General features: G+C 62.6%; 20 protein-coding genes. 14 read left to right on the top strand and 6 right to left on the bottom strand.

The window, feature by feature from the left end; all coding sequences use genetic code 11:
* The first annotated feature begins 32 nt into the window (after positions 1 to 32).
* The 8 genes from CS1BSM3_RS08120 to CS1BSM3_RS08085 all read left to right on the top strand — a co-directional run bounded on the left by CS1BSM3_RS08120 (position 33) and on the right by CS1BSM3_RS08085 (position 7,313).
* Complete coding sequence (locus CS1BSM3_RS08120) at positions 33 to 1,049, top strand: ABC transporter substrate-binding protein (protein WP_072386489.1); 1,017 nt, start codon at positions 33 to 35, stop codon at positions 1,047 to 1,049.
* Positions 1,050 to 1,128: 79 nt separating this feature from the next.
* Complete coding sequence (locus CS1BSM3_RS08115) at positions 1,129 to 1,908, top strand: ABC transporter permease (protein WP_072386488.1); 780 nt, start codon at positions 1,129 to 1,131, stop codon at positions 1,906 to 1,908.
* Positions 1,905 to 2,687: an ABC transporter ATP-binding protein gene (locus CS1BSM3_RS08110; protein WP_072386487.1), complete on the top strand. Its 783-nt coding sequence runs from the start codon at positions 1,905 to 1,907 to the stop codon at positions 2,685 to 2,687. Before CS1BSM3_RS08115 ends, CS1BSM3_RS08110 begins: the two co-directional genes overlap by 4 nt.
* Positions 2,688 to 2,975: 288 nt before the next feature.
* Complete coding sequence (locus CS1BSM3_RS08105; RefSeq protein WP_072386486.1) at positions 2,976 to 3,971, top strand: formylglycine-generating enzyme family protein; 996 nt, start codon at positions 2,976 to 2,978, stop codon at positions 3,969 to 3,971.
* The gene (locus CS1BSM3_RS28540; RefSeq protein ID WP_244540452.1) at positions 3,968 to 4,507 is read left to right on the top strand and encodes a hypothetical protein; all 540 of its coding nucleotides are present in this window, start codon (positions 3,968 to 3,970) and stop codon (positions 4,505 to 4,507) included. Before CS1BSM3_RS08105 ends, CS1BSM3_RS28540 begins: the two co-directional genes overlap by 4 nt.
* A gap of 57 nt (positions 4,508 to 4,564) precedes the next feature.
* Positions 4,565 to 5,083, top strand: a complete 519-nt coding sequence (locus CS1BSM3_RS08095) for a hypothetical protein (RefSeq protein WP_244540451.1) — start codon at positions 4,565 to 4,567, stop codon at positions 5,081 to 5,083.
* A 48-nt stretch (positions 5,084 to 5,131) separates the two neighbouring features.
* On the top strand, positions 5,132 to 5,716 hold the full coding sequence (locus tag CS1BSM3_RS08090) for a YidH family protein (protein WP_083528426.1): 585 nt from the start codon (positions 5,132 to 5,134) through the stop codon (positions 5,714 to 5,716).
* Between the two features lie 85 nt (positions 5,717 to 5,801).
* On the top strand, positions 5,802 to 7,313 hold the full coding sequence (locus tag CS1BSM3_RS08085; protein WP_072386485.1) for an arylsulfatase: 1,512 nt from the start codon (positions 5,802 to 5,804) through the stop codon (positions 7,311 to 7,313).
* 88 nt (positions 7,314 to 7,401) lie between these two features.
* On the opposite strand, the gene CS1BSM3_RS08080 is transcribed toward CS1BSM3_RS08085, so the two are convergent.
* The gene (locus tag CS1BSM3_RS08080; RefSeq protein ID WP_072386484.1) at positions 7,402 to 7,617 is read right to left on the bottom strand and encodes a hypothetical protein; all 216 of its coding nucleotides are present in this window, start codon (positions 7,615 to 7,617) and stop codon (positions 7,402 to 7,404) included.
* Positions 7,618 to 7,745: 128 nt separating this feature from the next.
* Between CS1BSM3_RS08080 and CS1BSM3_RS08075 the strand changes: the two genes are divergently transcribed.
* From CS1BSM3_RS08075 to CS1BSM3_RS08060, 4 genes are all read left to right on the top strand, one after another.
* On the top strand, positions 7,746 to 9,317 hold the full coding sequence (locus tag CS1BSM3_RS08075; protein WP_072386483.1) for an arylsulfatase: 1,572 nt from the start codon (positions 7,746 to 7,748) through the stop codon (positions 9,315 to 9,317).
* Between the two features lie 116 nt (positions 9,318 to 9,433).
* Positions 9,434 to 9,835, top strand: coding sequence for a DUF1622 domain-containing protein (locus tag CS1BSM3_RS08070; protein ID WP_072386482.1), 402 nt, complete (start codon positions 9,434 to 9,436; stop codon positions 9,833 to 9,835).
* Between the two features lie 189 nt (positions 9,836 to 10,024).
* Complete coding sequence (locus tag CS1BSM3_RS08065; RefSeq protein ID WP_244540450.1) at positions 10,025 to 10,915, top strand: HAD family hydrolase; 891 nt, start codon at positions 10,025 to 10,027, stop codon at positions 10,913 to 10,915.
* Positions 10,916 to 11,098: 183 nt separating this feature from the next.
* A complete protein-coding gene (locus CS1BSM3_RS08060) occupies positions 11,099 to 12,037 on the top strand; it encodes a SphA family protein (protein WP_083528425.1) in 939 nt (312 codons plus the stop codon).
* 16 nt (positions 12,038 to 12,053) lie between these two features.
* Here CS1BSM3_RS08060 and CS1BSM3_RS08055 read toward each other — a convergent pair whose 3' ends face one another.
* Positions 12,054 to 13,658, bottom strand: coding sequence for a DHA2 family efflux MFS transporter permease subunit (locus CS1BSM3_RS08055; protein WP_072386479.1), 1,605 nt, complete (start codon positions 13,656 to 13,658; stop codon positions 12,054 to 12,056).
* Between the two features lie 25 nt (positions 13,659 to 13,683).
* Entirely contained in the window at positions 13,684 to 14,919 is a 1,236-nt protein-coding gene (locus CS1BSM3_RS08050; protein ID WP_072386478.1) for an HlyD family secretion protein, read from the bottom strand.
* A 134-nt stretch (positions 14,920 to 15,053) separates the two neighbouring features.
* On the opposite strand from CS1BSM3_RS08050, the gene CS1BSM3_RS08045 reads away from it, so the two are divergent.
* The gene (locus CS1BSM3_RS08045; protein WP_072386477.1) at positions 15,054 to 15,689 is read left to right on the top strand and encodes a TetR/AcrR family transcriptional regulator; all 636 of its coding nucleotides are present in this window, start codon (positions 15,054 to 15,056) and stop codon (positions 15,687 to 15,689) included.
* Positions 15,690 to 15,750: 61 nt separating this feature from the next.
* Here the strand turns inward: CS1BSM3_RS08045 and CS1BSM3_RS08040 are convergent, their stop codons facing one another.
* From CS1BSM3_RS08040 to CS1BSM3_RS08030, 3 genes are all read right to left on the bottom strand, one after another.
* Complete coding sequence (locus CS1BSM3_RS08040) at positions 15,751 to 17,181, bottom strand: trypsin-like peptidase domain-containing protein (protein WP_083528424.1); 1,431 nt, start codon at positions 17,179 to 17,181, stop codon at positions 15,751 to 15,753.
* Positions 17,182 to 17,299: 118 nt separating this feature from the next.
* On the bottom strand, positions 17,300 to 17,635 hold the full coding sequence (locus tag CS1BSM3_RS08035; protein WP_072386475.1) for a hypothetical protein: 336 nt from the start codon (positions 17,633 to 17,635) through the stop codon (positions 17,300 to 17,302).
* 186 nt (positions 17,636 to 17,821) lie between these two features.
* Positions 17,822 to 18,247 (bottom strand): DUF4112 domain-containing protein, encoded by a 426-nt coding sequence (locus CS1BSM3_RS08030; protein WP_072386474.1) that lies wholly within the window; start codon positions 18,245 to 18,247, stop codon positions 17,822 to 17,824.
* A gap of 17 nt (positions 18,248 to 18,264) precedes the next feature.
* Between CS1BSM3_RS08030 and CS1BSM3_RS27900 the strand changes: the two genes are divergently transcribed.
* The gene (locus CS1BSM3_RS27900; protein WP_143149107.1) at positions 18,265 to 18,522 is read left to right on the top strand and encodes a hypothetical protein; all 258 of its coding nucleotides are present in this window, start codon (positions 18,265 to 18,267) and stop codon (positions 18,520 to 18,522) included.
* The last annotated feature ends 50 nt before the right edge of the window (positions 18,523 to 18,572 follow it).

Raw genomic sequence — 18,572 nt, 5'->3', positions numbered from 1 at the left:
CCAAACAACAAGGGTGCTGGGAGGAGAGGACAATGACAGCGGGAATCGGAAGACGTTCCGTCATCAAAGGCATTGCCGCGGGAGGCGCTGCCGCCCTCATGGCGCCGAGCATTGGCGCCCGCGCGCAGACAACGCTACGCATCAATGCCGGCATGCAGCCCATCATGAACGGGCCCGCCCATATCGCCTTCCGCGAGAAGTATTTCGAGAAGCTCGGTCTCGAAGTCAATTTCGTCAAGTTCACGTCCGGACCGGCGCAGTTTGCTGCACTCGCGGGTGGCCAGGTCGATTTGGCTTGGGGTGGGGGCGGGCCATTCCTGGTTGCCAATGCCAATGGTCAGGATCTGCAATTCACCTCGGTCCTCATGGACTACAACAAACTCGAAATGGTGCTTGTCCCAAAGGACAGCCCGATCAAATCGATGAAGGACCTGAAAGGGAAGAAGGTGGCGGGCGTCCAGGGATCGGATGTCCACTACGGCCTCTGGAAGTTGCTGCTCGCGCATGGAATGAGCAAAGACGATGCGCAGCTCGTGGGGATGGCTCCGCCACAGCAAGTGGCGGCATTCAACGCCCGCGACGTCGACGCTGCATTTATCTGGGCGCCCTTCGCAACGCCTCTCGTCGACGCCGGCGCGCGCATCATCGCTCGCAACTCCGATTTGTCGCCGGGCCCGGCGTTCCTCGGCTGGGCGGGGCGGCGGCCATGGCTCGATAAGAACGCCGATGCCGTGTCGCGCCTGCTGCGCGGCTGGAATATGGGCCTCGATAAGATGAAGCAGGATCCTGAAATGGCGATCCGCTACACGCTCGATTTCACCGGCATGGCGCGCGAGCAGGCGGTGGCTATCGCCAAGGATCTGGATTGCTTCAACTCGACTGCTGCCCTCGATCCGCAAAGCATCGTCCACTGGTCCAAGGACAGCAAGCTGCACGCGATGCTCGGAGATTTTCTCAAGTTCGGTCTCGACATTGGTATCGCGAAGAACCTTGTCAACATCGACGACTACATCAGAACCGATGTGATGCAGCTAGCGCGCAAAGGCTGAAGCCAGAAGCTCGCAATCCCCCCGAAAGCCAGCAAGCGGACCGCGTCTCCGCTTGCGCCAGTCAGAGATGTGATCCCTGATGCAGTCGCGATCAGAAGGCTTTTACCGCGCCGTAAGCATCCTCGTGGTTGCGCTCGCTCTTGCTTTGTGGGGCGCGCTCAGTGCAGCGGGCCTTCTACAGACCAACACCTTCCCCCCGGTTCAGGCCATCTGGGAAGCGCTGAGCGAGCTCGTGACGCGCGGCTACTCCGGCAGCCCGTTCTATATCCAGATCCTGGCATCCATGGGCCGCGCGCTCTCGGGCTTCGGGCTTGCCGTGCTACTCGGCGTGCCGCTCGGCATCTGGCTCGGCTCGAGCCGCCTTGCCGATGCGATGATCAGCCCGTTCCTCACGTTCATGCGGCCGATCCCGCCGATCGCGCTGGTCCCGCTCTTCACGTTCTACTTCGGGATCGGCGAGGGATCGAAGGTGGCGCTGATCTTTATGACGGCGTTCCTTTATCTGACGGTCAATACGGCCGCCGGCGTGAAGGGCATTCCGCACGATCTCATTCTCGCGTCGCAGTCGCTCGGGCTGACGGGGCGGCAGATCTTCTCGCATGTCGTCCTGCCGGCCTCGCTGCCGCACATTCTCACGGGGATGCGCATTGCCATGACGCTCTCGTGGGCGCTGGTCGTGGCGGCCGAGCTCATCGCCGCGCAGGTCGGTCTCGGCTATCTCATCACCGACGCAACGACGTTCTTTCGAATACCGCTCGTGTTCGTGGGCATTCTCACCATCGGTCTCATCGGCCTTGTTCTGGAAGGCATCCTGCTTATGATCGAGCGGCGTGTCCTGCATTGGCGCGGCAAACAATGACGAAAACACAATCCCGCACGGCAGCTCTGCCGCTCGTCATCTCCGGCGTCGACCGACGTTTCGAAGGTCCGAGTGGCACCGTTCACGCCTTGGCGAACGTGGATCTCACGATTGCGCCTTCGGAGATCGTGTCGATCGTCGGGCCCTCGGGATGCGGCAAGAGCACGCTCCTCCGCATGGTCGCGGGCTTCGACACGCCGACCGAGGGCCGCATTCTTCTCGGTGGCAAGCCGATCACAGCACCAGGTGCGGATCGCGGCATCGTGTTCCAGCACCCGCAGCTCTATCCCTGGCTCAATGTCCTCGACAATGTCGTGTTCGGGCCGCGCATGCGGGGCGTGCCGCGCGACATCTTCATGCCGGCAGCCGAGCGCTACATCGAGATCGTCGGCCTCAAGGGTTTCGAGCGCCACTTTCCCTATCAGCTCTCTGGCGGCATGCGCCAGCGCCTGCAGATCGCACGCGTGCTCATCAACGAGCCCAACATTCTGCTGATGGACGAGCCCTTCGGCGCGCTCGACTATCAGACACGTCTCGAGATGCAGAAGCTGCTTCTGGATCTCTGTCTCGATATCGCGCCGACCGTGCTCTTCATCACGCACGACATCGACGAGGCGGTGTTCATCTCCGACCGCATCTATGTCATGAGCGCACGGCCGGGCCGGATCGTCGAGGTTCTGGACGTGCCGCTCCCGCGCCCGCGCGTGTTCGAGGAAGCGACGACGAACGAGATGTTCGTGAAGCTCAGGCTGCAGGTCCTCAAGGCCTTGAAGCACTGAAGCTGCCCACAGGCGAGCCGCGGCTTGTTTCGTACGCCCTGCCCGGCTCGCGCTGAAGGCTTGGCGGACCTCGATCGAGGCGCGGTGTTCAGCAATCGAATGCCGGCGATGCTTCGGCCGTAGCTGCTCGCTCAAATCAGAGCGATGCCGTCATGCCGAGCCTTTCGGCGTGCCCGTCCATTAATCGCCCTTGCCTTTCGGGGCTTTCCCCGATGTCGCTCACGGGCGGCCGACGCTAGTTTGCCCCGTAAACGTGGAGGTCAAATCGGGGGAGCTAGAGGATGTGCGATGCGCAATACGTCCGCAGATCTTGGATCGATGGTCCTCGTTCCTGGCGGCACGTTCTGGATGGGGTCGGATAAGCACTATCAGGAAGAGGCGCCGGCACATCGCGTGTCCGTGGCGGCCTTCTGGATCGATAAGACGCCGGTGACGAACGCGCAGTTTCGGGCGTTCGTCGAGGCCACGGATTTTGTAACGTTTGCGGAAATCCGTCCGAAGGCATCCGACTACCACGATGCCCTGCCTCACATGCTCAAGGCGGGCTCGCTCGTCTTCTCCCCGCCGTCGACGCCGGTGGACCTACGTGATTGGAGCAACTGGTGGTGCTTCAAATTTGGCGCCGATTGGCGGCATCCCTATGGTCCGAGGAGCTCGATAAAGCGCCTGGACGATCATCCCGTGGTCCACATCGCCTATCGCGACGCCGCAGCCTACGCCCGCTGGGCCGGCAAGGAGCTCCCGACAGAAGCAGAATGGGAATTTGCCGCGCGCGGCGGATTGGACCGCGCCGAGTTCGCCTGGGGTGATGAGCTCGCACCAGGTGGGCGGCACATGGCCAATACCTGGCAGGGCCAGTTTCCGCACGAGAACCTCAAGAGCGACGGATACGCACGCACATCGCCCGTGACCGCCTTTCCGCCGAATGGCTACGGCCTTCACGACATGATCGGCAATGTCTGGGAATGGACGGCGGACTGGTATGGGGCCGGACACACGGCCAATCCCTCAAAGCCGTGCTGCATTCCCGAGAACCCGCGCGGCGGTGCCGAGGCAGCGAGCTACGATCCCTGCCAGCCGCAGATCAAGATCCCGCGCAAGGTGCTGAAGGGCGGCTCGCATCTTTGCGCGCCGAACTATTGCAGGCGCTACCGCCCTGCCGCGCGCCACGCACAGCCGATCGACACATCCGCGAGCCATATCGGCTTTCGCTGCATCATCCGCACCCAACCTGCTGCGAGCCGCGACCTCGAAGTCCGCGAGCACGAAAGGAGCGCGTCATGAAAGGATATGCAGCCTTGTTCGTCTGCGCGATCGGCACGCTGGCCATTCCAGCGCCGAGCCAGTCATCGCCGCTGGTGCTCGCGAAGTCGGCCATTGAAACTTCCGCACCTGCCGTCGAGCTGGTGCGCCGTGGCGGCGGGGAGCGCGGCGGCGGGATGGCGAGGCGTGGCGGTGAGTTCCGTCGCGGCGAGGGTGGGATGAGAGACCGGGGCGCCGTGCGCAACCGCGATGTCGCGCGCAATCGCGATGTTGCTCGCGATCGGAATGTCGCCCGCAACCGCGATGTCGTGCGCGATCGTGATGTCCGTCGAACGGCGGCAATCCGGCGAACTGGGCCGGGGACTGCCGGCCGCTGGGCGCGTCCCGCGAATTATTGGTGGCGCCCTGGTGGCGCGGTCGCAGCCGGTGCGGCCATCGGCTTCGTGACGGCCGCGACGGCCTACGCCTGGGCCGGTGCGCCGCCTTCACCCGGCATGTGCTGGTACTACACCGATGCATCACGGACCAATGGCTTCTGGGATGCGTGTCCACGCTGAGGCTGCTTGATGGCCCGGCATGAAGAGAGCTGGGCTTGCCGATCGAGGTCGACCGTCATGGGCGAGATGCACACGCAGTCGCTGACGCCTCAGGCAAGGCTGGCGCTCGTCCTGATCGTCATCCTGCTGCTCGCCGGGCCGCTTTGGTACGGCGTGTCCGCCGACAACTGGAGCCGCCTTTGGCGGGACCTCGCGGACCGTCCCGGCGGGCCGATGACATTCAGGTACATTCTCCAGCCATCGATGGCTGTCATCGCGGCCATACACGACGGGCTCGCGGATGCGCGCTCCGGCAGATCTCTCAACTTCTGGAGCAGGAAGCATGAGCCGCATGAGCGTATCGCTCGCTTGAGCGAGGCTCTCGTGTCCACGGCCCGCATCCTCCTTCTCGGGCTCGCGATGGATGCGATCTACCAGATCACCGTGCTCAAGACTTTCTATCCGGTCGAGGCGGTGATCGTGGCTCTCGCTCTCGCATTCGTGCCCTACCTCGTGGTCCGCAGTCCTGCTGCGTACTTCGCGCGCCGGTGGCGCTCGTCGGATCAAGCGGGCCAATCCAGCTCGAGCAGGAGGTAGGCAGTGGCTCTTGCGGGATTGACAGAACGCCCCGAACGGCCGGTTCGCATGAAAGAGACGCAACCTCCGCCTTTGCCGGTGGTTGATGCATCCAAGCCGGACCAGGCATCGGTTCAATATTCAGCGCACCGCACGGGGCTCTCCACGCATCGGACGGCGCTTTCCGAGCATCGGACATCGCTCTCGGAGTACCGCACCGATCTTTCCGGCGAGCGGACCGAGATGTCCATGCGCCGCACGGGGATGTCCTTCCAGCGCACGCGCATGAGCGCGGATCGCACGCTGATGTCGGTCATCCGCACATCGCTGTCGCTGATCGGCTTCGGCTTCACGATCTTCCAGTTCTTCGGAAAGCTGAAGGAGGCCGGCACGCTCACGCACGCAGCCGCGCCGCGCAATTTTGGCATCTCCCTGGTGCTGCTCGGCATCGTGATGCTTCTGATCGGCATCCTCTATCACGTCCAGTTCATGCTCGGTCTTCGGCGGATTCGCGAGGCCATGCGCGAGGAAGGATTGATCCATGGCGAAAGCGTGTTTCCGCCCTCCCTCACGCTCATAACGGCAATTGCACTGCTTGCGATCGGCATCTTCGCGATCGCCGACATGGTCTTTCAGTTCGGTCCCTTTGGCTGAAGGAGAGAGAGGCAAGGCGCCTGAATGAAGGCGCGAGATTAGACGAAACGTCATCAGAAGCAGCGCGCGTGAGAGGAGTGTCCAGATGGCCAAGGCGAGCAAGCCGAACATCCTTTTCATCATGAGCGACGACATCGGTTGGTTCAATATTAGCTGCAACAACAACGGCGTCATGGGCTATCGCACGCCCAACATCGACCGCATCGCCAAAGAGGGCGCGAACTTTACGGACTTCTACGGGCAGCAGAGCTGCACGGCCGGCCGCGCAGCCTTCATCACCGGCCAATCGCCGATCCGCACGGGCCTGACGAAGGTCGGCATGCCGGGAGCGACGCTCGGACTGAAGGCAGAGGATCCGACCGTCGCGCAGTTCCTCAAGAACTTCGGTTATGCGACGGGCCAGTTCGGCAAGAACCACCTCGGCGACCGCAACGAGCATCTGCCGACCGTGCACGGTTTCGATGAGTTCTTCGGCAACCTCTATCATCTCAATGCGGAAGAGGAGCCGGAGTATCCCGACTATCCGAAGGATCCGAATTTCCGCAAGAAGTTCGGGCCGCGCGGCGTCCTCAAATGCAAGGCGACCGACAAGGACGATACGACGGTCGATCCGGTCTTCGGCAAGGTCGGCAAGCAGACGATCGAGAATACCGGTCCGCTGACGCGCAAGCGCATGGAGACGGTGGACGAGGAATTCATCGCCGCGGCGCTCGATTTCATGGAGCGCAAGACCAAGGAGGGCGGGCCCTGGTTCTGCTACGTCAACACGACGCGCATGCACGTCTTCACGCACCTGAAGCCGTCGTCCGTCGGCAAGACCGGGCACGGCCTCTATCCCGATGGCATGGTCGAGCTGGATGGCTATGTCGGCCAGCTTCTCAAGAAGCTCGATGATCTCGGCATCGCCGACGACACCGTCGTCGTGTTCACGACGGACAACGGCGCGGAGGTCATGTCGTGGCCGGACGGCGGTACGACCCCGTTCCGCGGCGAGAAGGACACCAACTGGGAGGGCGGTTGGCGGGTGCCTTGCGTGATGCGCTGGCCGGGCGTGATCGAGCCGGGCCGCGTGATCAACGACATCTGCTCATTGCAGGACTTCATCCCGACGTTCGCAGCGGCAGCCGGCGAGCCGAACCTCGTTGAAAAGGCGAAGAAGGGCTACAAGGCCGACGGCGCGACGTTCAAGGTTCACCTGGACGGATACAACCTCATGCCCTTCCTCTCCGGAAAGGAGGAGAAGTGTCCGCGCGAGGGCTTCCTCTACTGGAGCGATGACGGCGACCTGATGGCGCTGCGCGCGCATCAATACAAGATCGTGTTCGCCGAGCAGCGTGCAACGGGCATCGATGTCTGGCGCGAGGAACTGTCGCGCTTGCGCATTCCGAAGATCTTCGATCTTCGCGCCGATCCGTTCGAGCGTGGCGAGGAGGGCTTCAAGTACAATGACTGGTTCGTCGAGCACATTCCATTTCAGTACGCCGCGCAGGCGATCGTCCACGAGTGGCTCGAGAGCTTCAAGGAGTTTCCGCCACGCCAGAAGGCCGCGAGCTTCACCATCGACCAGATCGTCGAGAAGCTCATGCCGAAGGATTAGGCGTCGGAGATTTGAGCCGTGTCGGCGAGGCGCAGCCCCGCGCCTCGTCGAAGGAGGCGCAGGCGTGATCGGCAAAGTTGCGAGCCAGCTAGATGCGGCGGAACGACAGCATGTTCATGGCGCGCGCCATGGACGCGAACGGCTTGCTGCACTCTGCGTGATAGAGGCCGCTCAGGCCGCGAAATCCATGCGGATCGTGCGGGAAGTCGACGCGCACGCTTTGCTGCTTGGGAGTGATCGGCTGTCTGCAGTGCGTGCACCACGGATCGTTCGAGCCATCCCCCCACCTGGGATCGTAGTCCACGAAGGTCCCCCGACATTGGTCAAAGTCTCAAGAACGGTCGCATGAGGGCGGCGACGTCACAAAGCAAAATCAGCGCTGCGGCGCTTGGAAATTACCACTTGGAATCAATGTGAAAGAAGGAGTGCGACATGGCGACCACGCGTAAAGGCGGCCAGAATGGGGCGGGCCCCCAGAAGCCGAATATCCTCGTCATCTGGGGCGACGACATCGGGCAGTCGAATCTCAGCTGCTACACGCACGGACTCATGGGCTATCACACGCCCAATATCGACCGCATCGCCAAGGAAGGCGTGCTGTTCACCGACTCCTATGGCGAGCAATCCTGCACCGCCGGCCGCTCTTCCTTCATTACCGGGCAGAGCGTGTACCGGACAGGACTGTCGAAGGTCGGCATTCCCGCAGCGCCGATCGGCATGAACGACAAGCTCGTCACCATCGCGGCTGTTCTCAAGGAGCAGGGCTACGCGACGGGGCAGTTCGGCAAGAACCACCTCGGCGACCTCAATCACATGCTGCCGACCAATCACGGCTTCGATGAATTCTTCGGCAATCTCTATCACCTCAATGCCGAGGAAGAGCCGGAGATGTACGACTATCCGCCGGAGAAGGACTTCCCGAACTTCAAGAAGAATTTCGGGCCGCGCGGCGTCATCCACTCCTGGGCGACCGACAAGGACGACACGACGGTCATGGAGCGGTGGGGCAAGGTCGGCAAGCAGAAGATCGAGGATACCGGCCCGCTCAACAAGAAGCGCATGGAAACCTGCGACGACGAGTTCGTCGCGGCGGCGACGGACTTCATCAAGCGCCAGCACAAGGAAGGCAAGCCGTTCTTCGTCTGGCTCAACACCACGCACATGCACTTCATCACGCACACGAAGAAGTCGAGCATGGGCCAGGCCGGGCGCTGGCAGTCGCCGTATCACGACACGATGATCGATCACGACAAGAACGTCGGGCAGATGCTCGATCTCCTGGACGAGCTCGGCCTCGCCGATGATACGCTCGTCGTGTACTCGACGGACAACGGACCACATCGCAATACGTGGCCGGACGGCGGCAATACGCCCTTCCGCAGCGAGAAGAACACGAACTGGGAAGGTGCATTCCGCGTGCCGCAGCTTGCGCGGTGGCCGGGCAAGATCAAGCCAGGCACCGTCGCCAACGGCATCGTGCAGCATCATGACTGGCTGCCAACGTTCCTCGCGGCTGCCGGCGCGCCCGATGTGGTCGAGAAGCTGAAGACCGGCTACAAGGCGATCGGCCGCACGTACAAGAACCACATCGATGGCTTCAACCTCCTGCCGTATCTGACGGGAGAGACGAAGGAGAGCCCGCGCCAGGTCTTCTTCTATTTCAGTGACGACGGCGACGTGCTCGGTGTGCGCTACGATAACTGGAAGATCATCTTCATGGAGCAGCGTCTCGAAGGGACGCTCGGGGTGTGGGCGGAGCCGTTCGTGCACCTGCGCCTGCCGAAGGTGATCAATCTGCGCACCGATCCCTACGAGTTCGCGCCGATCACGTCGAACGCGTACTACGACTGGATGATCCATCACGCCTACATCATCTTCGCGGCGCAGATGATCATGGCGAAGTTCGTGGATACCTTCACGGACTTCCCGGCGGTGCAGAAGCCGAACACCTTCACGGTGGACGACGCGCTGAAAAAGATGAGCGAGTCCGTGAGCGGCGACTGACGACATGAGTGGGCCGCGGGCGCGCGCCTGCGGCCGGCTCCTTTGCCGAGCTGCATCTCTCGTCATGAGGCGCACAAGGAGACCTATCAACTTGCGAGAATGTGAGTAGCTGCATCATGGAAGAGGGGCTGCTGGTTCTCAGTCGCGCTGCAGTTCTCGTCATCGATGGGATGGCACTCGCCATAGTGGCATTCGGCAGCGCGCAGGCTTTCTTCGCCGTCGTGCGCCTGCTCGTGTCTCAGTCAACGGAGGAGGAGCGACAGAAGATCTGGCTGCGCTATGCGCGATGGCTCGTCGCGGGCCTGACGTTTCAACTCGCAGCCGACATTATCGAGACGGCCAACGCGACGAGCTGGGAGGCGATTGCTCGACTGGGCTCGATCGCGGCGATCCGCACCTTCCTCAACTATTTCCTGGAGCGCGACATGGCCGAGACAAGAACGCGGGAGGAAGAGACAAAGGTCGCAGCCCGCGCGCCGAATGCGCATCATCGCGAGGTGGGCGCGGACCATGCGTAGGGGGCGCGATCTCCATGCGATCGACAACTTGATCCAATGCGGAGTGTATTGATGAATTTGGTTCCGATCCGTTCGACGATTGCTCATATATGGCGCACTGCAGGGGGCCTCGCGGTCCTCGCGATAACGATTGCAATTTTAGGAACTATTGCCCGGGCCGATCCTCTGCCCTCGTGGCGAGAGGGGCCGGTGAAGAATGCCATTGTCGATTTTGTCGGCCGCGTCACGCGCGTCGGACACGCGGACTTCGTACCTCAAGCGGAGCGGATCGCGACGTTCGACAATGACGGGACCCTGTGGAGCGAGCAGCCCATACCCGTGCAAGCCTTCTTTCTGATCGACAGGGTGAAGACGCTCGCGGCGAAGAACGAGGCATTGCGGGATCGTCAGCCCTTCAAGGCGCTCCTGGAGGGCGACCTCAAAGCGCTCCATGATATGGGCTCGAAAGGCATTGCCGAGCTGTTCTTCTCGACGCACGCGGGCATGACCGTCGAGGCTTTCGACGAGCTGGCGCGCGATTGGATGCGAACGGCGAAGCATCCCGAAACCGGCCGCAATTTTTCGAAGATGACGTATCAGCCCCAGTTGGAGCTTCTGGAATATCTGCGCGCGAATGGCTTCAAGACCTACATCGTTTCAGGCGGTGGCGTCGAGTTCATGCGGGCATTCTCGGAGGAGCTCTATGGGATTCCCAGGGAGCAGGTGATCGGCTCCAGCCTGAAGCTGCGCTTCGTAATCCGCGACAATCGCGCCGTGCTCGTGAAGGTCGCGGAAGCCGAAAGTGTCGACGATCGCGAGGCGAAGCCGGAGCACATCGGGCAGTTCATCGGGCGCCGGCCCATCTTCGCATTCGGCAACTCGGACGGCGATTTCGAGATGCTCCAGTACGTTCTGGCCGGCAGCGGCCTGCGGCTGGCGCTCCTGCTGCATCATGACGATGCTAATCGGGAAGTGGCGTACGACCGTGATTTCAAGATCAGTCCGCTCTCCAAGGCGCTGGACAAGGCGGAAAAGTGCGGCATCAAGCTCGTGAGCATGCAGCGCGATTGGAAGACCGTTTTCCATCCCTCGGTGGACTAGTGCGATGATCGAGAAATTCGCTCCGGACGCGAGCAGCGAGGTCGCGCGAGCTTCGGAATCGGGACACTAATGATCCTCAGCGTTCAAATGAATCGGCGCCCTACGTGGCAGCGGAGGTACACCCGAAGTTCGCGAATCTGCTAGCGAGGTGCTGTTCGTCGTCCCAATGGCGAGGGCGCCAATATGCGAAAGCCACATCTGTTGTTGGCATTTGCGTTAGGGGTGGCGGCTCTGGGTTTTGTTTCGCGTGCAGATGCCGCGGAATACGGGTTCTCCACATACGGTCTGGGAAGCTCCGCATTCGGGGCCGGCGCGACGCCGCCGCCAGGGACGTATGTCACCACCGTTATCGGCTACTACTCGGGCGAGACGCGGGCCACGATCGATTTCGGCGGCCAGATCTTCACTGCCGGCGCCAAGGCCAAGTTCTTCCAGAGTGCGCTGAGCGGTCTCTACGTTCCCGAGGCGACCTTGTTCGGCGGCAAGGTCGGCATCGCGCTGACCATTCCTGCCGGACATGTCGATATAACGGCCGGAATTACTGGTCCGGGCGGCGCCACTCTCACCCGCCAGACCGATGGCTGGGGGCTCGGCGACATCAATGGCCGCATTCAGCTCGGCTGGCAGAGCGGCACGTTCGCCCACTTGATCTATGTTCAGGGCGTTGCGCCCACAGGCCGCTACAAGGTCGGTTTCGAGCCGATCGTCGGCCTGCATCGGCCGGGCATCGACACGGGCTGGTCCTTCACGTGGGAGGAGCCGACGTCCAAGTTCCAGTTCAATGGGACCTTCGGCTTCACGTTCAACTTCGAGAACGACAAGACCGACTATCAATCAGGACACGAGTTCCATTTCGAGTGGGCCGTCGGCAAGGAAGTGTCTCAGGGACTGGTCCTCGGTATCGTCGGCTACAACTATCGTCAGCTCGACGGCGACTCCGGCTCGGGTGCGCGGCTGGGACCCTACAAGGGAAGTGTCGACGCGATCGGCGCGGGCGCGGTCTATACGACCATCGTCGGCACGACGCCTCTGATATTCAATCTCCGGCACTATGAAGAGTTCGATCCCAGGAACCGCATGGATGGCCGGATGACCATCTTTACGGGGACCCTCAAATTCTGAGCCGCCTCATTCTCAGCTAGTGTCCGCCGCCGCCGGGTGCGGCGGCAGCCGGCGGCCGCTTCATGATCAGCGCCAGTACGGCGAGGCTCATGAAGAGGAACGTCAACACCAGGAACACATCCGCGAAGGCCATTACGACACCTTGCCGGTGCACGATCTGATTGAGCTGTTTCAAGGCCATGGCCTGCGCATCACTGCCGAATGAGGAGAAGCGCTGCGTCAGGTTGTTGAGGGTCTCGAGCGCGGGCTGGCGCGACCAGGTGATGGATTCGTGCAGGCGCGCCAGATGGAGATCGGTTCGGTTGTTGAGGATCGTGGTGAGCGCGGCAAGACCCACGGCACCGCCGAGGTTGCGCATCAGGTTATAAAGTCCCGACGCGTTCTTCAGGCGCTCGGGAGGCAGCGTTCCGAGCGCGATATTGTTGATCGGCACGATCGCCAGCATCAGGCCGACGCCGCGGAAGACCTGCGGCCAGAAGAGCTCCCAGAAATCCCAGTCCTTCGTCAGGTACGTCAGCCAGAACGTGCCCAAGGCGAAGAACAGGAAGCCGGCGATCAGCATGAAACGCGGGTCGAGCTTGGTCGACAGGCGCCCGGCAATGGGTGCGGTCAGGAACATGGCGACGCCGGAGACGAATACGGTCTCGCCGATCATGAGCGCGTCATAGCCGCGGACCATGCCCAGATAGAGCGGATAGAGATAGGTGAGGCCGTAGAGGCCGATGCCCATCACGAAGGAGAAGAGGCTGCCGAGCCCGAAGTTGCGATCCGTGAAGGCGCGCAGATCCACGATCGGCTCGCGGTACGTGAGGACGCGCACGAAGAAGACGACCGCCGATATCCCGGACACCCAGGCCATCAACAACACGCTCTGGTCGCCGAACCAGTCGTTCCGCGGCCCCTCTTCGAGCACATACTCGAGTGCGCCGAGGAAGCCTGCCATGGCCAGGAAGCCGACCCAGTCGAAACTGCGGAGGAGCGACCAGTCGGGCTCGTCGAAATCGATGAGGATGAGCGCGGCTGCGGTAACGGCGATGCCGGGGATGACGTTGACGAAGAACAGCCAGTGCCACGAGAAGGCATCGGTCAGATAGCCGCCGACCGTGGGGCCGATCGTGGGGGCAAGGGTCGCCACGAGGCCGATCATCGGCGCAACCAGGCTCATGCGCGAGCGCGGGAAGATGAGATAGGCGGTCGCAAACACCGTCGGGATCATGCCGCCGCCGATGAAGCCTTGGATGGCGCGCCACACGATCATTTCATTGATGCTCGTGGAGAGGCCGCACATCAGGCTCGCGGCGGTGAAGCCGCCGGCCGAGAGCGCAAACAGGATGCGCGTGCCGAGCGCGCGCGACAGGTAGCCCGAGAGCGGGATCATCACCACTTCGGCAATGAGGTAGGCCGTCTGGACCCAGGTGATCTCGTTGGCCGAAGCCGAAAGACCTGCCTGGATCTCCGTGAGCGACGCCGAGACGATCTGGATGTCCAGGATCGCCATGAACATGCCGAACGTCATCGCGAGGAACGCAACGAGCCTGCGCGGCTGGATGCGGTCACTATCCGACGCCGACTGTGCGGCCGGCGTCGGTCCTGTTGCGGTTGATGCGATGCTGTTGGCCATGGGGGCGTACTCTTCAGCTCGCGCTTTAGTTCGTGGTCGGGCGCACTTGGGCGCTCGTCAGCTTCTGCTCGGTGACGGGTGCGCCCGGTTTCGTGTTCACGCTCACGACGACCGACATGCCGGGCCGCAGCAGAGACTTCTCGGCGACGGAGGCTGGCACGTGGATGCGAACGGGAAGCCGCTGCACGATCTTCGTGAAGTTGCCGGTCGCGTTGTCCGGCGGCAGCAGCGAGAACACCGAGCCCGATGCGGGTGCGACGCTCGCCACGCGGCCGTCGATGTTGTGCTCAGGGAATGCATCGACCGCGATGCTCACCGGCTGGCCGGGCTGCACGCGCGATAGCTGCGTTTCCTTGAAGTTGGCGTCGACATAGACGGCATCGAGCGGCACGAGGCTCGCGAGCCGTTGCGTCGGCTGGACATAGTCGCCGATCTGCATGGCGCGGTTGCCGATGACGCCGTCGAAGGGCGCGCGGATCACGGTGAAGGAGAGATCACGCTCGGCCTTGGCAAGCGACGTCTCGTACTGCTTGAGGGTACGGCGTGCCTCTTCCTGCTGCGCGCTCAATACGCCGACATTGGCCGACGCCGAGTGGAGCGTGGCTTCGGCCGCCTGCACGGCAGCCACGGCCTGATCGTACGAGGCCTGTGCCTGCTCGAGGAGCTGCCTGCTGTTGATCTGACGCGCGGCCAGATCCTGCTGACGCTTCAGCTCGAGGTCGGTTCGGGTGAGGCCGGCCTTCGCGGAGGCAAGCTGCGCCTTGGCCTGATCGACCATGGCCTCCTGGGCGGTGACCTGCTGGCCGAGGCGCTGCACCGTCGCCTGTTGGACGGCAATCTGGTCCCGCGCGGTCTGCACCGCGAGGCGGTAGTCGCCGTCGTCGATGCGCGCGATGACGTCACCGGCCGAGACCTGGGCGTTGTCGGCCACCGCGATGTCCGAGATGTAGCCCGAGACCTTCGGCGAAAGCGTTGCGCTCTTGGCCCCGACATAGGCGTCGTCCGTGCTCACGAGGAAGCGGCCGGCCGTCCACCAGTAGTTGCCGTAGTATGCGCCGCCGCCGAGGGCCAGCAGTAGTCCGAGCGCGGCTGCGCCACGGACCAGTGACTTGCGGCGTCCCGCCGGAGCAGGTGCCCCGGCGGGTTTGCTCGGTTCGGCCGGCTTGGCAAGGCTTTCCGCAGGCTCGGGTAGGCTCTCCGCCTTGTCCGCGACCTCGACCTTTTGCTCACGATCGTCTTCAAACTCTTGATTATCCAGCATAACCCACCTCGCAATGACCGAACCGTTCGGTCATAACGCCCTTGACATATGCAATCGAACACCCTATGTCAATGACCGAACGGTTCGGTCAACGATCTTGTGATCAGAATTTTGGCAGGAAGGAGTGGCGGGAAATGTCGACGCTGGAGCGGGACAGGCCCACCGATGAGGCGCGCGAGGACAGCGCCAAGAGGCGGCAGATTCTGGACGGGGCGCGGCGCGCATTCCTCTCCAACGGCTTCGACGCGGCCAGCATGAACGAGATTGCGCGCGCGGCCGGCGTCTCCAAGGGCACGCTCTACGTCTATTTCAAAAGCAAGGAAGAGCTTTTCGAAGCGATCGTCGAAGCGCAGTGCCGGCTGCAGGGTGGGCAGATCTTCAGTCTGGAGCGCGGAGCGGATATCGAGGCCGAGCTCAAGCGACTAGGGCGGGACTTCTCGCGCTTCGTGTCGCGGCCGGGCGGCGTGTCGGAGCTGAGGACGGTTATTGCCATCGCCGAGCGCATGCCGGAGCTCGGCGCGAGCTTCTATCTGTCCGGGCCTGCTCTCGGCGTTGAAAACCTGCAGAAGTACCTCGAGGAGAAGGTCGCGGAGGGCGTGCTCGAGCCGCACGACTGCGAGGTCTCCGCGGCTCAATTCATCGATGCCTGCGTATCGACGACGTTCAAGCCCATGCTCTTCAATCATGCGGGGCCGCCGTCGGAGGAACGTATCGGCCATGTTGTCGATATGGCCGTGCACGCATTCCTCGCCGCGTATCGCAAGCGCTGAGATCTGCCGATCAGATTACGAGATGACGCTGCTGGTGGCCACGCAGCCACCAGCCGGTGCTTTAGTACGGAAGCTTGAAGCGAATGGGCGTGGTGCCCCGCATCAGGCGAATCTCCGGGATCTCGCCGCCATCGGCTCCCTGGAAGAGATCCTCGGGCTTGCGGATTTCATGACCTTTGACGTGGGTGATGATGTCTCCCGGCAGGAGGCCGGCGTATTGAGCCATGGAGCCCGGCTTCGCATCGGTCACGACGACGCCGTTCACCTCCCCGAACTTCTCGTTCAGCGGCCCGAGCTCCGACACGACGAGACCTCTGAGGCGGACCAGGGTTTCAGGCGCCGGATAGGTCGGCACATCGTTCGAGAGCGGCGCGAACTGGACGCCGACGAACTCCGTTTTCGGGCCGCGATTGAAGCGGAGCATCAATTTGTCGCCGACGGCATTGATGCCCAGCACCGTCTCGAGCGCGCGCTGAGACATGATCGGGACCATCGATAGCGATTCCCCGATGCCGAGGAACCTGTCGTCACGGGGCACGCCCGCCTCGTCGATCACGTCACCGACCTCGATGCCGGCCTTTGCAGCCGGAGAGTCCGGCACAACGCTCGTCACCATCGCTGCCTGCCTGAAGGGGATCTTGTGCTCGGCCGCAAGGCGCTGCGTCAGATCCGTCGATGCAATGCCGATCTGGCCACGACGAACCTTCCCGTACTTTACGAGCTGGTGCGCGGTCTTTATGGCAAGGCCGGCCAACTGGGCGAAGCCGAGCCCGACGCTGGCGCCCGTCGGACCGGCGATGGCCGTATTGATGCCGAGGAGATCCCCATTCACGTCCAGCAGTGCGCCGCCCGAGTTGCCGGGATTGATGGAGGCGTCGTGCTGAATGTAGCCTTCGAAATTGCGGTACCGGATGGATGAGCGGAAGAGATTGCTGACGATACCCATCGTCGCCGTCGCATCGAGGCCGAACGGGCCGCCGATGGCGAGCACGACATCTCCGACTTGCGGCTTGCGCGGAGAGAAGGTGATCGGCTTGAGGTCCGGGGCCTCAACCGAAAGCACGGCGATGTCCGTGGCGGCATCACGTCCCACCAGATGCGCCTCGAAGGCGCGGCCATCCGTCAGCCGAACGCCGATCCGCTCGGCGTCCTGTATCACGTGGAAGTTCGTGATGATCAGGCCGGTGTCCTTGGTCGCCATGGCGATGACGCCGGAACCTGACGAGCCGGATCTGCGGGTGCGGGTCTTCTGCGGCTCGGCGCCGTTGAGGGCTGCCGGATGATTGAAGAAGGGGCTCGTCTCCTCGACGGGCTCGAGCGTGAGCACCTGAATGCCGACGACGCTCGGGAGCGCCTTCTTGATGGCGGCGGCAAACGTGTCTCTCGACTGTGATTGTGGATCCTGAGCTCTGGACGCCGGTATCGCGAGCAGTAGGAGTGCGAGAGTTAGAATGAAGGTTCGGGCGATGGTCATCGGCCTGTGAGAGGGCATATCCGCCTCGGAGACGTTTGCAGACGTATCGACAAGCCCATTGCGGGCATCGAAGGTGCTTCGCCAGCGGGGAGCGACGCGCCAGCATGACGCGAATGGCGCGCCGCTCGGGCTGAAGCTACTTCGTCGGCTTCACCATGCTCGGCGCCTTTGCGCCGGTTGTGGCCAGATCATCGAAGAATCTGCGGGCGTCGAAATTGGCCGGCGCCGATGCGCCGCGCGTGGCGAGCTCGCGCCAGAAAGCCTCGGGATCCAGCGGCGATTGAGCGCTCGCGCCGGTCATGCGCAGCTCCTCGAAGAACTTCTCGGGGTCGATGCCTTGTGTCTTCACGCCGCGCAATTGCAGCTCTTCGAAGAATTTCTTGCTGTCGAAATCACTTTGTGCGGAAGCAGTGCTGAGCGAGAGAAGAGCGATCGTGCCGGCGACTGCGAACTTGGTCATGCGGGCCTTCATTGTCGTCTCCTTTTCCTCCTGGAGTTCAGCCACGCCTAACCACGCGACGGCGCGCGTGTCTCAGCCGCACTGCCGCTTGGCATCAACGCGATGAACATTGTCTTCGTAGCGTTCGCCATTCAGCGGCGGCATCCGGGAAACCACCGAGAGGCCGCGGCTTAATCTGGTCGGCGGAAACGAGCTGGCTTACGTGCCGGGATGGGGCGCGATCCCATGAATGGCGTTGTCGGCTTTTTGCCGCGCCTCGAGAGCATTTACGAGCAGGTGCAGGTTTCGCACGTTGGCGCGATACCAGACATCGAAGAAGACGCCGACGATCGGTACAGCGCCGAGCATCGCGTCGATGGCAGCATTGCCTATCATCTGGCGTAATAGCCGCGCATCGGCACCGAGCTGATAGGCCCAGCGGATATTTCGGATGCTGAGGGCGGCGGCCGCGATGTCACCGGCAATGGGGACCAGGCCGATGATGGGATCCCAGCCGAAATATATGCGCGTGAAGGGAATGCGATACCGCGCATCGAGCCAGAGGCTCGACTGCTCCAGTCGCTCGAAGAGACGCTTGTAGTCTTCGAACGCCGGGCTGCCGAGGTTGGGGATTTCAGTGCGCATTCTGGTCAGTCGAACCCATGACGCTGCGGATGCGCGGAGGCTACAAGTATCCCGGCCGCGTGCAAGATCGCCAAAAGCAGATCAGCGTCGAACGCTCCGCATCCAAGGCAACGGACTTGAAATTCGCTTCCGCCCGCCATCGAGGTGAGGCGAATTCCAAGTCGAGTGTTGCCTTAGAACTTATTGAATATAAATCGTCTTTTGGCATCGAATGCAACTTTGAACCCGATGCCAACCGTGGGGCGCATTCGAGGTCCGAGGCTTTAGCGCTTTGACGGTATGTGCAGTGCAACCCAATCCGTACGCGGGCGTTTCAGCGTGAGCG

Source organism: Hyphomicrobium sp. CS1BSMeth3 (assembly GCF_900117415.1).
Taxonomy (GTDB): Bacteria; Pseudomonadota; Alphaproteobacteria; order Rhizobiales; family Hyphomicrobiaceae.
Note: the sequence above shows the minus strand (reverse complement) of the source record. Positions and strands in the feature narration are given on the sequence as shown.

Excerpts from the sequence above, each read along its gene's own strand:
- CS1BSM3_RS08085 (WP_072386485.1), top strand. The coding sequence starts at position 5,802 with ATGGCCAAGGCGAGCAAGCCGAACATCCTTTTCATCATGAGCGACGAC.
- CS1BSM3_RS08040 (WP_083528424.1), bottom strand. The coding sequence starts at position 17,181 with ATGCCCTCTCACAGGCCGATGACCATCGCCCGAACCTTCATTCTAACT.
- CS1BSM3_RS08115 (WP_072386488.1), top strand. The coding sequence starts at position 1,129 with ATGCAGTCGCGATCAGAAGGCTTTTACCGCGCCGTAAGCATCCTCGTG.
- CS1BSM3_RS08060 (WP_083528425.1), top strand. The coding sequence starts at position 11,099 with ATGCGAAAGCCACATCTGTTGTTGGCATTTGCGTTAGGGGTGGCGGCT.
- CS1BSM3_RS08050 (WP_072386478.1), bottom strand. The coding sequence starts at position 14,919 with ATGCTGGATAATCAAGAGTTTGAAGACGATCGTGAGCAAAAGGTCGAG.
- CS1BSM3_RS08090 (WP_083528426.1), top strand. The coding sequence starts at position 5,132 with ATGAAAGAGACGCAACCTCCGCCTTTGCCGGTGGTTGATGCATCCAAG.
- CS1BSM3_RS08110 (WP_072386487.1), top strand. The coding sequence starts at position 1,905 with ATGACGAAAACACAATCCCGCACGGCAGCTCTGCCGCTCGTCATCTCC.
- CS1BSM3_RS08055 (WP_072386479.1), bottom strand. The coding sequence starts at position 13,658 with ATGGCCAACAGCATCGCATCAACCGCAACAGGACCGACGCCGGCCGCA.
- CS1BSM3_RS08120 (WP_072386489.1), top strand. The coding sequence starts at position 33 with ATGACAGCGGGAATCGGAAGACGTTCCGTCATCAAAGGCATTGCCGCG.
- CS1BSM3_RS08035 (WP_072386475.1), bottom strand. The coding sequence starts at position 17,635 with ATGAAGGCCCGCATGACCAAGTTCGCAGTCGCCGGCACGATCGCTCTT.
- CS1BSM3_RS08070 (WP_072386482.1), top strand. The coding sequence starts at position 9,434 with ATGGAAGAGGGGCTGCTGGTTCTCAGTCGCGCTGCAGTTCTCGTCATC.
- CS1BSM3_RS08045 (WP_072386477.1), top strand. The coding sequence starts at position 15,054 with ATGTCGACGCTGGAGCGGGACAGGCCCACCGATGAGGCGCGCGAGGAC.
- CS1BSM3_RS08030 (WP_072386474.1), bottom strand. The coding sequence starts at position 18,247 with ATGCGCACTGAAATCCCCAACCTCGGCAGCCCGGCGTTCGAAGACTAC.
- CS1BSM3_RS28540 (WP_244540452.1), top strand. The coding sequence starts at position 3,968 with ATGAAAGGATATGCAGCCTTGTTCGTCTGCGCGATCGGCACGCTGGCC.
- CS1BSM3_RS08075 (WP_072386483.1), top strand. The coding sequence starts at position 7,746 with ATGGCGACCACGCGTAAAGGCGGCCAGAATGGGGCGGGCCCCCAGAAG.
- CS1BSM3_RS27900 (WP_143149107.1), top strand. The coding sequence starts at position 18,265 with ATGACGCTGCGGATGCGCGGAGGCTACAAGTATCCCGGCCGCGTGCAA.
- CS1BSM3_RS08095 (WP_244540451.1), top strand. The coding sequence starts at position 4,565 with ATGGGCGAGATGCACACGCAGTCGCTGACGCCTCAGGCAAGGCTGGCG.
- CS1BSM3_RS08105 (WP_072386486.1), top strand. The coding sequence starts at position 2,976 with ATGCGCAATACGTCCGCAGATCTTGGATCGATGGTCCTCGTTCCTGGC.